This window comes from Leucobacter luti (assembly GCF_019464495.1).
Lineage (GTDB): Bacteria > Actinomycetota > Actinomycetes > Actinomycetales > Microbacteriaceae > Leucobacter > Leucobacter luti_A.
The window spans coordinates 2,230,383-2,243,552 of the sequence record NZ_CP080492.1; the positions used below are offsets into that span (position 1 = coordinate 2,230,383).

The window sequence follows — 13,170 nt, forward strand, 5'->3', positions numbered from 1 at the left end:
AATCAGAGATTCTGCACTGACCAATGATGGGTACGCACCTGGAGCTAGAGAGCGTTCTGGTCTCTATGGGATATCCGGCGACTTCTCGCCGATTCTCAGTATCAGTACTTCATTCACCTTAGGTACCCCCTCATTTTCGTAATAATTTGCCGATCTTTAGGACACAAGATTCACTGAGCTTTGTATACTGATCCACGGGGATGTCACAGTTCACGCCGGGCAGGTTTCGGCGTACGAAGAATAAGGACGTCTACTTGAACTTTCGAATGTTTCCCTTCGAGAAAAGCCAACCTGCCCCCCGCCCGAACGGTTCTCAGAGAAAACTGGCGGCAGTGGTCGGGGAAAGAATCCGAAGCGGAATAATTCCGCTTGTCGCCGTAAGCCTCCTGCTTGCAGCAGGAGGGGTCACCCCTGCAACCGCGTCTGCAGCAAGCCCCTATGCTCTTTCGGCCCCAACTCAACTGGTCGTTGCCGCGGATCCGGCACTGGTCGCAACCGCGCACACTGGGGACCCTATCCTCGTGCGCGCAGGGGCGCTCCCCATGCGAGAACAGATCATCAACGTCGCTGTGCTGCACAGCTTGATTCCTCAAGCGTTCCCGGCAGGGCAGACGACGCCAGCGTTCTGGGGGATTCTCATCAAGCTCCTTCAGCGGGGATGGAAGTACATTTCACAGCCGGCGCAGAAGATCGGCGTGCAGAGTGGAACGAAGAGGTTTCTTCTCAAGCAGAATGCAGCGAAGTGGTCACATATCATGGCCCCAAAACACAAGTGGAGTGCTGTCGGAGCGCGTACGAAAACGCAAGTAGCGAATGTGATGGCGAAAACCATGTCTGCTGGTAGGCACACGCTCTACAAAGGCAACCCCAGGGTCGGAATTGCGACAATGAAATACAAGGGCAGAAGCATTTCTGTCACTTACGACATCAAGACGAAAAGGGTTGGCAATGGCTGGGTTCGTTAGTGACACTGAGCTTCTCCGTGCTATCGCTCAGAATCAAATTCCCCGTGCAGTAGAGCTCGCGCAGGGCCTCTCTATCGATGCCGTTGTCGATGCGCTCGAATCCACAGCAGCTCCAGAGCACCCGGAGTCTTGCGATGCTTTTGTCGAAGCGTGGCTGGAATCCTTGTCCCCCTTTGAGCGACTCTCCGCAGCCACAAAGACAACGCACATCTATCTTCTTGAGCTCTTCTGGCTTCCCCAAGCTGCGGACAAGATGACAATGCGAACTCTTGCTGCTGGAGCCGCTGCAATGACAAGCCTGAAAGATGTTCTGTCTGATTTGCCGCTCACCGCGGATATCCCAGAAGCGACGTTCAGCCAGGAATTTGCATCCGGCTTCAAACGGTTAGGAGAAACCGAATTGGCTGCGCTGGCGCAGCGTCTCGATGAGGGCAGCCGAGCGGTCAAAATTCATGAGTAAATACTGAAACAGCTCTCACCGGTTCTCTTCCCAGCACCAACCCTCCGCTTTTTGAACAGGGTGTTTCGCAGTCTCCTCCGGACCCAATTCAGTGGGAAACGTGGCAGGTGGAGTTTGGTGGCGAGCACTCAGTATTTGCACCACGAGCGGCGGCGCGGTGCGGTTCGTTCTGACGACATTCGTTCATGCTCGTCGGACGTCCGGGTTTCGAAAATCCGGTTCTTTGACAGCCCCTTCGATGCCTGTGATCGTGGGTACTCTGTGTCGTGCAGCGGTGTCAGCAGTGCCGCATCTTCCGCGTGGCCTGTGGCGCTCGGAGAATCTCGCTGATCTGAATCGTTTCCGGAGTGGTCCTGCGACTGGTGTGGTGAAGGAGGTGAGTTCTGTAGCAGGAGTACTTCCGTTGGAGGATGTGAACCTCTTGCCGGGGCGGACGACTCTGCTTCGAAGTGAGGACGCAGACGCTGCCGACACTGGCATGGGTGACCCTGCGCGTAGGCTCAGAGATGTGAGCTGGCGCTCGCGAAGCCGAGGCGTCACTTCGATATCGCGCTCACGGATCCTCCGAGGCCGCGAATGATGAAGTCGGCGCCCGCGCGCGCTTCAGCAGCCGGATCGGTGCTGAGCCCCTCCGCGTGAAAGGAGATGTGCGCGAGCACCTGCCACGCGACCTGCTCCTGGGAGAGTCGGAGGTTCTGCTCCGGGAACTCCCCAGCCGCGACGCCCTGGGCAATGAGCGTGCGGAGGTTCGTGTAGAGCCGGCGAGACTTGTCGGCCCAGACCTCGAACCCCGGGGTGGTGAGGATGTCAACACTGTGAATGCCCGCAAGCACGTAGGGCATCTGGTGGATCTCGGTGAGGTCCCACACCAGATACTCGTGCAGCCTGGCGGCGGGTGAACCGCTTCTCGCAACTGCCGTGTCGGACGCGAGGAGTGTGTCGTCCAGGCTGATCGCGAGGAGCGCTTGCAAAATCGCAGCTTTATTGGCGAAAAAGTGGAAGAGGCTGGGCTGCTGAATGCCGACTTGAGCGGCGATCTCGCGAGTGGACGTGCCCTTGTAGCCCTGCTTCCAAAACAGCTGGGAGGCCGCTACCAGGATGTCGTGTTTCGTTCCACTGGCAGCGGTCCTCCACGTCGAGGGCGGGGGTGTGTCGCTATCGAACACGTGATCGGCCTCGCTCGTCAGTCATCCCACTAGCGTAGCGATCTGCCAGACGCACGCACCCACGAGCCCGAGGCACAGGCTGCAGAACGACACGAATGACACGAGTTTGAACCACCCGGTCGCTGCAATGGACTTCGAGAATGCCATGGGGAGAAAGGTGAGCGGGTTGATGATCCCGCCGAGGGCGGCGGGGATGCTCAGCCAGTCCGGGAGTGTGGGCACCGCGAGGCCGACGAACCCGATGACGCAGCCCATGATGATCCAATCGAGGTGAAGTTGCTGCACACGTCGAGGGTCGACGACTCCGAGGCGCCGCAGCGACTCTGGTGCATCGACGGCTGCGAGCAGCGCGAAGCCGGAGATGCCGCCCAGTGCGACCGAGCAGAGGCCGACGACAACGAGCAGCTCACTCCCCACGATCATCACCGTGCTCAACGCTGGGTGCGGTCACGAGCTCTCGGGGGATCCGGGTGACCGGGCTGCGACGTTCGGCCCGGACACGGAGGTCGAAGATGTCGGGTCTGCCGTAGTGTCCATTGACGTCGAGGGCGTAGTGCTCGTCAGGGATCACCGCGAGGTCGAGTTCCCGCACAAAGACGCCCTCATTGCCGTACTGCGGTTCGAGGATCCAGGATCCATCCGGTGCGATGATGCACGAGCCACCATCAAAAAACGGGCCAGTTTCTCCAGACCCCGCGCCCAGCTGGAACGCCTCTTGGAGCGCGGCTGGCACGGCCTCGCGTGGAAGATACTGGGCGGCCGCGAGCACAAATGTGCGCCCCTCATAGGCGTAGGACCGGGAGGCGAGGAGATGTGCCTCCGGGAAGTCCGGCCAGGCGGCGACGTGGATTTGCTCCTCGGTGGCGTGTGCCGCGGCGCGGGCCAGTGGGTTCCAGTGCTCCCAGCAGATCAGTCCGCCCAGGCGCCCGTGCGGCGTGTCGACGGCTCCCAAGCCTGCTGCGTCACCGGGGGCGTGCACGAGCTTCTCGGTGAGCGTGGGGGTCGTCTTCCGGTGCACGTTGACGGTCCGGCCGTCGGTCCCAATCGTGATCAGGGAGTTGAAGACCGTCCCTGAATGGGGCGAGGAGCGTTCATTGGCCCCGATCACGACCACAGCATCGTGTGCGCGCGCTGCGGTGCGAAGTGGGGAGAGATCATCGTTGACGCTGTGGCCATCCGCGCCGGCACGGAGCACGACGGACTCGCGCAGGAGATCGCCATAGAGTTTTCGTCCTGTCGGATCACTCCATCCTGCGTGTCCGAATGCCCAAGCGGGGTAACCGCCGAGCCACGTTTCCGCGAACACTATGATCCGTGCGCCTGCTCGGGCGGCTTCGGCGACGGCGTCAGCTGCTGCGCGTACTCCGGTGTGGGCGTCAAGGATGAGCGGCGTGATCTGGGCGATCGCAACGGTTGTGCGCATAGGTGGATTTCCTTACTGACTTGCACGACTGTGGGCCTATCAAGTGATAGTCTTTCGTTTCGAGTCAGGCTATCACTTGATAGGCCAATCGACGCAAAGGAGCGGAGTCGCCATGATGGATCAGGTCACAGCCGAGCAGGCAGAGCCTGTGAGAGGCCCTCGCGCGACTGCGCACGAGGGCACCCCACAGCTACGCCGCGGCCTCGGCATCGTCAGCATGCTCTCGATTGGAGTGGCGACGGTTGCACCCGTTGTTGGGCTCTACTCGATCTTCTCGCTCGGCATGGTCACCGCGGGGCCATGGTGGATCTGGCCACTCCTGATCTCACTGGGATGCCAGTTGCTTGTGGCGGTCGTCTACGCGGGGCTGGCGCGACGAATCCCCATTACTGGTGGCCCATTCCAGTGGGCGCGCCGTCTTGTGGGGCCGAAATACGCGTGGTTCACGGGTGTGATGTACCTGATTGCGGTATCGGCGGCCCTCACCACGGTCGCATACCTGGCGGCGCCCTGGATGAGCAATCTGTTCTTCGGGGTCACCGTTACCGGGCCAGCCGCGCTGCTGTGGAGTGCCGGCCTCTTGCTCCTCGGCCTGCTCATAAACTGTCAGGGCCTTCGGGTGACGAAGGCGGTCATCAACATCGGCATCCTGTGTGAAGTGCTCGCGTCGATCGCCCTGGGAATTGTCTTGCTCCTTGCGTTCCAGCATCAGCCCTGGGAAGTCTTTGCCTGGGAGAGCAGCCAGGTGATCGTGGGGCAACCGCTCGAACTGATTCCAGCGGCGATGACCGCCTTGGCCGTGTGTGGCTGGGCGTTCGTGGGCTTCGATGCGAGCGCTTCAGTGGTTGAAGAGGCGCACGGCTCGGGTGCGACGGCTGCGAAGGCGATCGTGGGAGCCACCGCGCTTGTTGGTGGGATCGTGCTGATGGTCGCCGTGGCTGTGATCCTGGCAACCCGGGACCTTCCCGCGCTGACACGGGGTGAAGTGGCGGATCCGGTGTTGGATGCGGTGACCAGCAACCTGGGGCCGATGGCAGAGAAGCCGTTCCTGCTCCTCGTTGCCATCACATTCTTTGCGTGTGTGCTCTCAATGCAGACGTATCTGGGGCGAGTGTACTTCGCTATTGCCCGCGAGGATGCACTGCCTGCAAAGCTGAGACTCGCACAGGTCTCCGCACGAACCGGGATTCCTGTGCGCGCGATCTCGGCGGCCACGGTGGTGGCGCTGTGCGGACTGTTGTTGGGTCTGAGTGACGGTGCAATGGGGACGATGATCCGATTCGGCACGGGTGGCCTCTACATCGTGTTCACCCTCGTGGTTGCTGCGGTGGTGTTCGCCCAGGTGTCAGGGCGGTGGGCGCCGTGGCGCATCGGCACGAAGTGGCAGGAGCGGTGGTTCTCGGTGATTTCTGGTGCTGCGCTGCTGTGGCTCGGGTGTGAAACGATCAACATCGCTTGGCCGCGTCCGGAATTGGCGGCCCCCGGGGCGAGCCCGGCCGAGGTGTGGTCGGTGGTGTGGGTGTTCGGGGGGTTTGCAATCATCGCACTTCTCGCCCTGCTGATTGCGCGACCCCACGCGCGGCTTCGGAGGCTTGAGCGTTGAGCAGCGCATGCCCCCCGCGCTCTAGTGCGTCAGGATCTCGGGACCGTGCTCAGTGATGAGCACGGTGTGCTCGCTGTGCGCGGCGCGGGCGCCGGTCGCGCTGCGGAGTGTCCAACCATCGGTATCCGTGACGAGCTGATCGGTGTCCGCCATGACCCACGGCTCGAGCGCGAGCATCAATCCGGGGCGGAGTCGGTAGCCTCGCCCCGGGCGTCCGCTGTTCGCCACGTGCGGCGCCTGATGCATCGTCGTCCCGATCCCGTGCCCGCCGAACTCGAGGTTGACCGGATATCCAGCCCCGGAGAGCACGGTGCCAATCGCGTGTGAGATATCTCCGATGCGGGCTCCGGGCTGCGCTGCCGCCACCGCGGCTGCGAGCGCTTCTTCGGTGGTCGCGATCATGCGGAGATCCTCGGGATCTGTGGCAGTGCCGATGAGAAAGCTCACCGCGGCGTCCGCAGCGATCCCGTCCTGCAGCACTGCGAGGTCGAGGGTGAGGAGATCGCCGTCCGCGAGTCGATAGTCGCGCGGCCTCCCGTGCAGCACCGCGTCGTTCACTGCGGTGCAGATGTAGTGGCCGAAGGGGCCGCGCCCGAACGATGGCGCGTAGTCGACGTAGCACGACTGAGCGCCGGCATCGAGGATCATCTGCTGCGCCCAGCGATCGATGTCGAGCAGGTTCGTGCCCACTCGGCAGCGCTGCCGGAGGGCCTCCAGGATGCCGCCAACGAGACGGCCGCTCACTCGGGCACGCTCGATTTCTCTGTCGTTCAGTATCTCGATCATCTGCGGGTCTCCCAAGCTCCAATAACTATACCGGTATGACTATACCGGTATTAGAATGGGTGCATGGTTCGATTGCCACTCACACAGGATGAAGTCGCTCGGGGTCAGCGCATCGGCGCACTGCTGCGACAGGCTCGCGGAGCGCGCTCAATGCTGGAGGTCTCGCTCGCGGCGGGCATCTCACCCGAAACGCTGCGCAAGATTGAATCAGGGCGAATCGCGACACCGGCATTTTCGACCGTTGCTGGGATCGCGGCAACGCTGGACCTTTCACTTGACCAGCTCTGGGGTGAGGCTTCGCAGGATCGGGCCGGCGCGATGGCGACCGGAGCCGGCTAGCGCGCCGTTCACCCGCGTACGCTGAACACATGACAGCCCCAGATCCCACAGCACCAGCGTCCCTCGGCGAAGTGCGTGAGCAGATCGACGCCCTCGACCGACGCATCGTCGAGCTCATTGCCGAGCGCCAACAGTGGGTGGTCGCGGCGGGCTCGCTGAAATCGGACGAACAGGGTGTGCGTGCACCGGCGCGAGTGGATCAAGTGATCGCGAAAGTGCGTGGGCTTGCCACCGAAGCTGGCGCATCTCCCGAAGTGGTCGAGCGCAGCTACCGCGCCATGATTGGCGCGTTCATCGAACTCGAACTCGCACATCTTCAGGGGGTTCATCCGACTGCGTCGCGGTGAACGCGCCGATCGACGCGCACAGCCAGAGTCGCAGCCCAGAAACCTCTGCAGAGTGTCTGCGGTGTCCGCTAGTCTCCGACTATGAGTATGGGCGGCGGAATGGGCGGCCGAGGCGGCCGCGTCTCTGGCGGTGACGCGGAGCGGCAGCGCGAGCTCAATAGTCAAGCGCCGAAGGTCGCGAGGCTCGGACATCGGATCGCGGAGCTGTTCCGTCCATACCGCGCGCCGCTCGCTGTGATCATCACGCTGGTCATCATTTCCGCGGCAATCGCGATCCTGCCGCCGCTCATCACGCAGCGAGTCTTCGATGACGGACTCTTCCCGCTCGACGGCAGCGGGCCGAATATGCCGGTGCTCGGCTGGCTCGTACTTGCCATGATTATTGTCTTCATCGTTTCGTCCGGGCTCGGGATCGTGCAGACCTACTTCACCGCCCGGGTCGGTAATCGAGTTATGGGCGACCTGAGGGTCAAACTGTTCTCGCACCTGCAGGCGATGGAGCTGGGCTTCTTCACGCGCACGAAAACAGGCATCATTCAGTCCCGCCTGCAAAACGACGTCGGTGGTGTGGCAAACGTGCTCACCAATACCGTGTCGAACATCATCGGCAATACCGTGACGGTCGTCGCTGCCGCGGTCGCCATGATCCTGCTGAGCTGGCAGCTCACACTCGTGGCCGTTGTGCTGATGCCCATTCTGGTGATCGCGCAGCGCCGCGTTGGCCAAGTGCGCGCTCGGATCGCCGGGCGCACCCAAGAATCCCTGTCTGAGATGACCGCCATTACACAGGAGGCGCTCTCGGTCTCCGGCGTGCTGCTCGCAAAGACCTACTCACGCCAGGGCGCTGAGACCGAGCGCTACGCAGGCGAGAATCGGAACCAGATCGCGCTGCAGGTGCAGCAGACCATGAGCGGCCAGGTGTTCTTCGCCCTCGTGCAAGTATTTCTATCCGCAGTGCCGGCGATTGTGTATCTCGTCTCCGGTTGGCTCATGACGCAGGCCATCGGCACAGACTTCGATCCAGGGATCACAGCGGGCACCATCGTCGCATTCACGACGGTCCAGTCGCGGCTCCTGTTCCCCCTCATGGCGCTGATGCGGATCGCGCTCGACTTGCAGACCTCGAGTGCCCTGTTCGCCCGCATCTTCGAGTACCTCGATCTGAAGCCCGCGATCGTCGATGCGCCGGGCGCAAAAGAACCGTCTGATGCGCCTGGCCGCGGTGGCAAGATCGAGTTTGACGAGGTCACCTTCCGATACCCGGACGCGCGTGAGGAGGACCGGCCCACCCTCGACAGGATCTCATTCACGGTCGAACCCGGCGAGTTCGTCGCATTCGTCGGAGCCTCCGGATCAGGGAAGACGACGATCGGTTCCCTGATCCCGCGCCTCTATGATGCCTCGGGCGGTTCGGTGCGGTACGGCGGAGACGATGTGAAAGTGCTCGCGCAGGAGGCGCTGATGGATCGCATTGGCGTCGTGACGCAGGAGGCGTACCTGTTCCACGCCTCGATCGCCGCCAACCTGCGCTACGCGAAGCCGGACGCGACGCTTGACGAGCTTGAGCAGGCCGCGCGCCAGGCGAATATCCACGACACCATCGCGAGCTTTGCCGAGGGCTACGACACGATCGTCGGAGAGCGCGGCTACCGGCTTTCCGGCGGAGAGAAGCAACGCATCGCCATCGCCCGCGTGCTGCTGAAGAACCCGCGTGTGCTCGTGCTCGATGAAGCGACCAGTGCGCTCGACACCGTCAACGAGCGCATCGTGCAGCACGCGCTCGAAGACGCGCGCAGCGGCCGCACCACGATTGCGATCGCGCACCGCCTCTCGACCGTTGTTGATGCCGATCGCATCTACGTTGTCGGCGCAGGGCGGATCCTGGAGCAAGGCTCGCACACAGAACTTCTGGAGCTCGACGGCGCGTATGCAGAGCTGTACCAACAGCAACAATAGGAATCCTGAGCCCCGCGGGGCGACCACCCGTTGCCTGCGCACCGTCAGTGCACGGCGCGGCACGCGCGCGGGATCCGATGTCCGAGACCTCACGTGAACCGGGGCTGATGCGCCGCTCTTTCCGAGTGCTGGAACGTGTCGCATCGTGAGTAGAGACGCCCGCGGGCCGGAGTAGGATGCTGCGTGTGCGCAAGATCACGCAGTCCCGCAAACTGGCCGGTGTCCGCTACGACGTTCGCGGGCCGATCCTGCAGGAAGCCGAACGCCTGGAGCGTGAAGGCCATCAGATCCTGAAGCTGAACATCGGGAACCCCGCGCCCTTTGGATTCGAAGCGCCGCCCGAGATTCTTGAGGAGTTGCGCCGCGTGCTCCCCGAAGCGCAGGGGTACACCGATTCGCGAGGGATTCTCCCCGCCCGCGAGGCCGTGTCACGCTACTACGCGGCCGAGGGTATCTCGGGGATCGGCCCAGACGATGTGTTTCTCGGCAACGGGGTGAGCGAGCTCATCTCACTCGTGCTGCAAGCGCTCGTCGACGTCGGTGACGAGATCCTCGTCCCGTCTCCTGACTATCCCTTGTGGACGGCGCAGGTGACCCTCTCGGGTGGCAGTGCCGTGCACTACCCGTGCGACGAGTCGAACGGGTGGATGCCGGATTTGGAGGCGATCGAACGGCTGATTACCCCAGCCACCAAGGGCATCGTGCTGATCAACCCGAACAACCCGACCGGCGGTGTGTACTCTGCCGAACTGGTGCGGGGATTCGCGGCTCTCGCGGAGCGGCACGGGATCGTGCTGATGGCCGACGAGATTTACGAACGTATTCTCTTCGATGACGCAGTGCACGAGCATGCTGCCGCCCATGTGAACGAGACGCTCTGCCTCACGTTCAGCGGGCTGTCGAAAGCGCAGCGAGTGGCGGGCTATCGCTCAGGCTGGGTGGCGGTCTCGGGGGATCGGAGCCGTGCGCACGATTTCCTTGAGGGGTTGACCCTGCTGGCCAACATGCGCATGTGCGCGAACGCGCCGGCGCAGCACGCGATCCCCATCGCGCTTGATCCCGCATCGAACTGGTCAGGGATTGCAGAGCTGTGCGCGCCGGGAGGGCGGCTGCGAGAACAGCGCGACGTGGCGCATCGCCTGTTGACCGAGATCCCGGGTGTGAGCTGTGTCATGCCTGGTGGCGCGATGTATCTGTTCCCGCGCCTGGATCCGGAGCGCTTTCCGATCGAGGACGATCAGGCGTTCGTGATCGATCTCCTGCGGGCCACCAGGGTGCTCGTGACGAATGGGCGCGGATTCAACCTCGCGACACCGGATCATCTGCGCTTCGTAACGCTGCCGAGTGTGCCGGTGCTGACCGAAGCGATCGGGCGTATTGCCGAGTACCTCGACCGGGTGCGCGTCGCGTGAGCATCAAGATCCTCGCGGTAGGCAAGAAGCACGAACCTTGGGTTGCCGACGGAATCGCGCGCTACGAGCAGCGACTGCGGAAACCATATGAGCTGAGCTGGCAGTTGGTGCCGCACTCGTCCCGTGAAGGCGATGCCGCGCGCAGCGAAGAGTCGGACAGGATCATCGCGAAGCTCGACCGCAACGCGTTCGTGGTGGTGCTAGACGAGCGGGGCCGCAATGTTGATTCGCCCGCACTGGCGAAGCGACTGCAGACTGCGCTCGAGGCGAGCCGTCCGATCGTGGTCGTGATCGGTGGGGCGTATGGCGTCACTGAAGTGCTGCGACAGCGCGCCGACTTCGTATGGAGCCTGTCTGCCTTGGTCTTCCCGCATCAGCTCGTCCGACTCATCCTCGCCGAGCAGCTCTATCGCGCGCAGGAGATTTCCGCGGGCCGCGGCTACCACCACGTTTAGCGTCCTCACTCGGTCCTGCTTGCCTGCCTGCGCGCCTGTCGGCCTGCGCTTGCCAGCCAGCCTGCGCGTCTGTCGGCCTGCGCTTGCCAGCCAGCCTGCGCGTCTGTCGGCCTGCGCTTGCCAGCCAGCCTGCTTGCCTGCGTGCCTGCCTGTGCATCCGTGTCGCGAGGCATCTGGCCTGTGCCTCGCGACCTCGGCCAGAGGGAGCGAAGCGTGACGTGCGTCCCGCGCTCAAGGCTGTGCAGCGGGCAGGGCTTGGTGCGAGCGGGGGAGTGACCCGCTAGGCGGGCTGCGGCGCGAGGCGCCAGAGCACGGTGCGCTCACGGCTTCGTGCTTCGTGGAGGGGATCGGCGGCGTCGGCAGCGCGCGAGTGTCGCGGTGCTGTCTCGAGCCGACCGACGACGTGCAGCCCAGCACTCGAAATGTGCGTGAGGAGCTCTTCGCGGCTGCGGAGTCCGAGCAGCTCAGCAAGATCGGACAAGATCAGCCAGCCCTCTCCGCCAGGCGTGAGGCGCTGGGCAAGCCCGGCGAGGAAGCGGTGCAGCACGTCAGAAGACGGATCGTAGATCCCGAGTTCTAGATCCGAAGTCGGGGTGCCGGGCAGCCACGGCGGGTTACACACGATGACGTCCGCGAGCTGCGCGGATTCCGGCCAGAGGTCGGCCGCGACAACCTCCACCCGATCCGCGACTCCGAGCTGCCGCATGTTCTCGCTCGCGCACGCCACAGCGCGCTGGTTGATGTCGGTGGCGATCACGGAGGCCGCGCCGCGCTGGGCGAGCATCGCGGCGAGGACGCCGGTGCCCGTTCCGATATCGAACACCACTGGGCGTTCCGCCCTCGCAGGGAACGGGGCCTGGGCGACAAGATCAAGATACTCATCGCGCGTGGGGGCAAAAACCCCGTACGCGGGAATGAGCCGGGCCCCGAGCGCTGGCACCTCGATCCCCGTCATATGCCACTGGTAGGCGCCGAGCACTCCGATCAACTCCGCGAGTGAGACGAGGGTGACCCCGCCCCCGCCGCCCGGATCGCCGGTGTGACTGTGGGTGCGGGTGTCGCTGGGATCGCCGGTGTCGCTGGGAGCACCGAGATGGGGGCGGGGTCGGATCCGCCAGTGCTGCGAGCGGTGCCGGATTCGTCTGTCCGGTGTGGCAGCGCCGCCTCGTGTGGCCCGTACGCGTGAGCACAGGCATCCCGGACATCCGGTGCACGGCGGAGCTGGATCGAATAATCAGGCTCGAGCGCGATCAGGATCTTGCCGAGGATAGTTGCGCGATCGGCCCGGGCTTTCCGGTGTGCGCGAAAGAGCGCACCGAGGTCGCTGCTCGGTGGCGTGCGGTCCGAGCGCTTCTGGAGGCGGCGATCCATGGCGCGCATGAGGTTGCGCGCATTCTGGAAGTCCCCGCGCCACAGGAGCGCAGTGGAGGGCTTCGCGAGGCGCAGCGCGGTGTTCGTAGCGGTTTCGTCACCGATCACGACGATCCGAGTGGGAGCCGGGGTGCCGTTCTCGGAGTGCCACTGTGCTGAGTGGGTGACGCCGTTCTCGATCCAGCTGACCGATGACATGTGGTGCTCCTGTGAGGGTCGAGAGTGCGCTGGTCGATACCGCTAGCCGAAAGTATCACAGTCGGCCCCGCCCAATGTCTGAGGTACTCGGTATCCTCTCCGCATGAACCCGTTCAGGCTTTCTGCTCGCGTACAGCCCGCGCCAGGCGCGCGGGGGCGTGCGCAGCCGCGCCAAGAGCTGCAATGGAGCGCCGAGGGCATCCAGTCGCCGGTTGCCGTGCCGTGGCGAGTGGCGCGGAGATCGGCGTCTGGAGTGATCGAAGTGGAACAGTGCGGGGCTGCTCCGCTGCACTCCGTGCGGTTTGCGTTGGCGGGCAACGGCATGCTCGGCCTGACACTGCCGCGCACGGTGCACCCTGGTGAGCGGCTGCGCGTCACACTGCGCGGCACACACGCGGACGGGGTGGTGCTCGCGCCTGATGCCATGCTCGTGCTGCGCTGGTTTCAGCCCGACGAGACGGAGCTGCTGTGGCCTATCGCGTTGTAGGGGAGTGGGCTGCTGGTGGTTCGGGCGGGACGCTCCGGCTGCGGCACCTGCGGCACTCGCTGCTGCACTCGCGGCTCCTCCTGCTCCACCCGCTGCTGCCGCAATTGGGTCCCTCGCGGCGCCGTTCAGGAGCGCTCTGCCCGGGCCACCGAGAGGTCGTGAGCGGGTCACCAGCGGCCACGCGCCGGGCGCAGGAAATGCC

15 protein-coding genes are annotated in these 13,170 nt (G+C 63.9%); 9 read left to right on the forward strand and 6 right to left on the reverse strand.

The window, feature by feature from the left end; all coding sequences use genetic code 11:
* Positions 1-200 precede the first annotated feature (200 nt).
* Entirely contained in the window at positions 201-965 is a 765-nt protein-coding gene (locus tag K1X41_RS10055; RefSeq protein WP_220174513.1) for a polymorphic toxin type 35 domain-containing protein, read from the forward strand.
* Positions 949-1,425 (forward strand): hypothetical protein, encoded by a 477-nt coding sequence (locus tag K1X41_RS10060; RefSeq protein ID WP_133616442.1) that lies wholly within the window; start codon positions 949-951, stop codon positions 1,423-1,425. Before K1X41_RS10055 ends, K1X41_RS10060 begins: the two co-directional genes overlap by 17 nt.
* A 536-nt stretch (positions 1,426-1,961) precedes the next feature.
* Here the strand turns inward: K1X41_RS10060 and K1X41_RS10065 are convergent.
* Genes K1X41_RS10065 through K1X41_RS10075 form a run of 3 tightly spaced genes read right to left on the reverse strand, consistent with a single transcriptional unit; the run spans position 1,962 to position 4,014 of the window.
* Complete coding sequence (locus K1X41_RS10065; protein ID WP_220174514.1) at positions 1,962-2,591, reverse strand: TetR/AcrR family transcriptional regulator; 630 nt, start codon at positions 2,589-2,591, stop codon at positions 1,962-1,964.
* A 21-nt stretch (positions 2,592-2,612) separates the two neighbouring features.
* Positions 2,613-3,014 (reverse strand): hypothetical protein, encoded by a 402-nt coding sequence (locus K1X41_RS10070; RefSeq protein WP_133616444.1) that lies wholly within the window; start codon positions 3,012-3,014, stop codon positions 2,613-2,615.
* Positions 2,998-4,014, reverse strand: coding sequence for a carbon-nitrogen hydrolase family protein (locus K1X41_RS10075; RefSeq protein ID WP_220174515.1), 1,017 nt, complete (start codon positions 4,012-4,014; stop codon positions 2,998-3,000). Before K1X41_RS10075 ends, K1X41_RS10070 begins: the two co-directional genes overlap by 17 nt.
* A gap of 112 nt (positions 4,015-4,126) precedes the next feature.
* Between K1X41_RS10075 and K1X41_RS10080 the strand changes: the two genes are divergently transcribed.
* Positions 4,127-5,617 (forward strand): APC family permease, encoded by a 1,491-nt coding sequence (locus tag K1X41_RS10080; RefSeq protein WP_220174516.1) that lies wholly within the window; start codon positions 4,127-4,129, stop codon positions 5,615-5,617.
* 21 nt (positions 5,618-5,638) lie between these two features.
* Here the strand turns inward: K1X41_RS10080 and map are convergent, their stop codons facing one another.
* Positions 5,639-6,403, reverse strand: coding sequence for a type I methionyl aminopeptidase (map, locus tag K1X41_RS10085; protein WP_220174517.1), 765 nt, complete (start codon positions 6,401-6,403; stop codon positions 5,639-5,641).
* Positions 6,404-6,466: 63 nt separating this feature from the next.
* On the opposite strand from map, the gene K1X41_RS10090 reads away from it, so the two are divergent.
* From K1X41_RS10090 to K1X41_RS10110, 5 genes are all read left to right on the forward strand, one after another.
* Positions 6,467-6,742 carry a helix-turn-helix domain-containing protein gene (locus K1X41_RS10090; RefSeq protein WP_133616448.1) on the forward strand — a complete coding sequence of 92 codons (276 nt, stop codon included), beginning with the start codon at positions 6,467-6,469 and terminating at the stop codon, positions 6,740-6,742.
* Between the two features lie 29 nt (positions 6,743-6,771).
* The gene (locus K1X41_RS10095) at positions 6,772-7,089 is read left to right on the forward strand and encodes a chorismate mutase (RefSeq protein WP_133616449.1); all 318 of its coding nucleotides are present in this window, start codon (positions 6,772-6,774) and stop codon (positions 7,087-7,089) included.
* Between the two features lie 87 nt (positions 7,090-7,176).
* Positions 7,177-9,045 (forward strand): ABC transporter ATP-binding protein, encoded by a 1,869-nt coding sequence (locus K1X41_RS10100; RefSeq protein WP_220175829.1) that lies wholly within the window; start codon positions 7,177-7,179, stop codon positions 9,043-9,045.
* Between the two features lie 185 nt (positions 9,046-9,230).
* Positions 9,231-10,457, forward strand: coding sequence for a pyridoxal phosphate-dependent aminotransferase (locus K1X41_RS10105; protein WP_220174518.1), 1,227 nt, complete (start codon positions 9,231-9,233; stop codon positions 10,455-10,457).
* On the forward strand, positions 10,454-10,912 hold the full coding sequence (locus K1X41_RS10110; RefSeq protein ID WP_208107872.1) for a 23S rRNA (pseudouridine(1915)-N(3))-methyltransferase RlmH: 459 nt from the start codon (positions 10,454-10,456) through the stop codon (positions 10,910-10,912). The genes K1X41_RS10105 and K1X41_RS10110 overlap by 4 nt, the downstream gene beginning before the upstream one ends.
* A gap of 280 nt (positions 10,913-11,192) precedes the next feature.
* Here K1X41_RS10110 and K1X41_RS10115 read toward each other — a convergent pair whose 3' ends face one another.
* Entirely contained in the window at positions 11,193-11,867 is a 675-nt protein-coding gene (locus tag K1X41_RS10115; RefSeq protein WP_220174519.1) for a methyltransferase, read from the reverse strand.
* Positions 11,868-11,896: 29 nt separating this feature from the next.
* Positions 11,897-12,481, reverse strand: coding sequence for a hypothetical protein (locus K1X41_RS10120; protein WP_220174520.1), 585 nt, complete (start codon positions 12,479-12,481; stop codon positions 11,897-11,899).
* A gap of 103 nt (positions 12,482-12,584) precedes the next feature.
* Here K1X41_RS10120 and K1X41_RS10125 point away from each other — a divergent pair, with 103 nt between their 5' ends.
* Complete coding sequence (locus K1X41_RS10125) at positions 12,585-12,968, forward strand: hypothetical protein (protein WP_220174521.1); 384 nt, start codon at positions 12,585-12,587, stop codon at positions 12,966-12,968.
* Positions 12,969-13,170: the final 202 nt, after the last annotated feature.

Excerpts from the sequence above, each read along its gene's own strand:
- K1X41_RS10055 (WP_220174513.1), top strand. The coding sequence starts at position 201 with ATGTCACAGTTCACGCCGGGCAGGTTTCGGCGTACGAAGAATAAGGAC.
- K1X41_RS10060 (WP_133616442.1), top strand. The coding sequence starts at position 949 with ATGGCTGGGTTCGTTAGTGACACTGAGCTTCTCCGTGCTATCGCTCAG.
- K1X41_RS10070 (WP_133616444.1), bottom strand. The coding sequence starts at position 3,014 with ATGATCGTGGGGAGTGAGCTGCTCGTTGTCGTCGGCCTCTGCTCGGTC.
- K1X41_RS10075 (WP_220174515.1), bottom strand. The coding sequence starts at position 4,014 with ATGCGCACAACCGTTGCGATCGCCCAGATCACGCCGCTCATCCTTGAC.
- K1X41_RS10080 (WP_220174516.1), top strand. The coding sequence starts at position 4,127 with ATGATGGATCAGGTCACAGCCGAGCAGGCAGAGCCTGTGAGAGGCCCT.
- map (WP_220174517.1), bottom strand. The coding sequence starts at position 6,403 with ATGATCGAGATACTGAACGACAGAGAAATCGAGCGTGCCCGAGTGAGC.
- K1X41_RS10090 (WP_133616448.1), top strand. The coding sequence starts at position 6,467 with ATGGTTCGATTGCCACTCACACAGGATGAAGTCGCTCGGGGTCAGCGC.
- K1X41_RS10095 (WP_133616449.1), top strand. The coding sequence starts at position 6,772 with ATGACAGCCCCAGATCCCACAGCACCAGCGTCCCTCGGCGAAGTGCGT.
- K1X41_RS10100 (WP_220175829.1), top strand. The coding sequence starts at position 7,177 with ATGGGCGGCGGAATGGGCGGCCGAGGCGGCCGCGTCTCTGGCGGTGAC.
- K1X41_RS10115 (WP_220174519.1), bottom strand. The coding sequence starts at position 11,867 with ATGACGGGGATCGAGGTGCCAGCGCTCGGGGCCCGGCTCATTCCCGCG.
- K1X41_RS10120 (WP_220174520.1), bottom strand. The coding sequence starts at position 12,481 with ATGTCATCGGTCAGCTGGATCGAGAACGGCGTCACCCACTCAGCACAG.
- K1X41_RS10125 (WP_220174521.1), top strand. The coding sequence starts at position 12,585 with ATGAACCCGTTCAGGCTTTCTGCTCGCGTACAGCCCGCGCCAGGCGCG.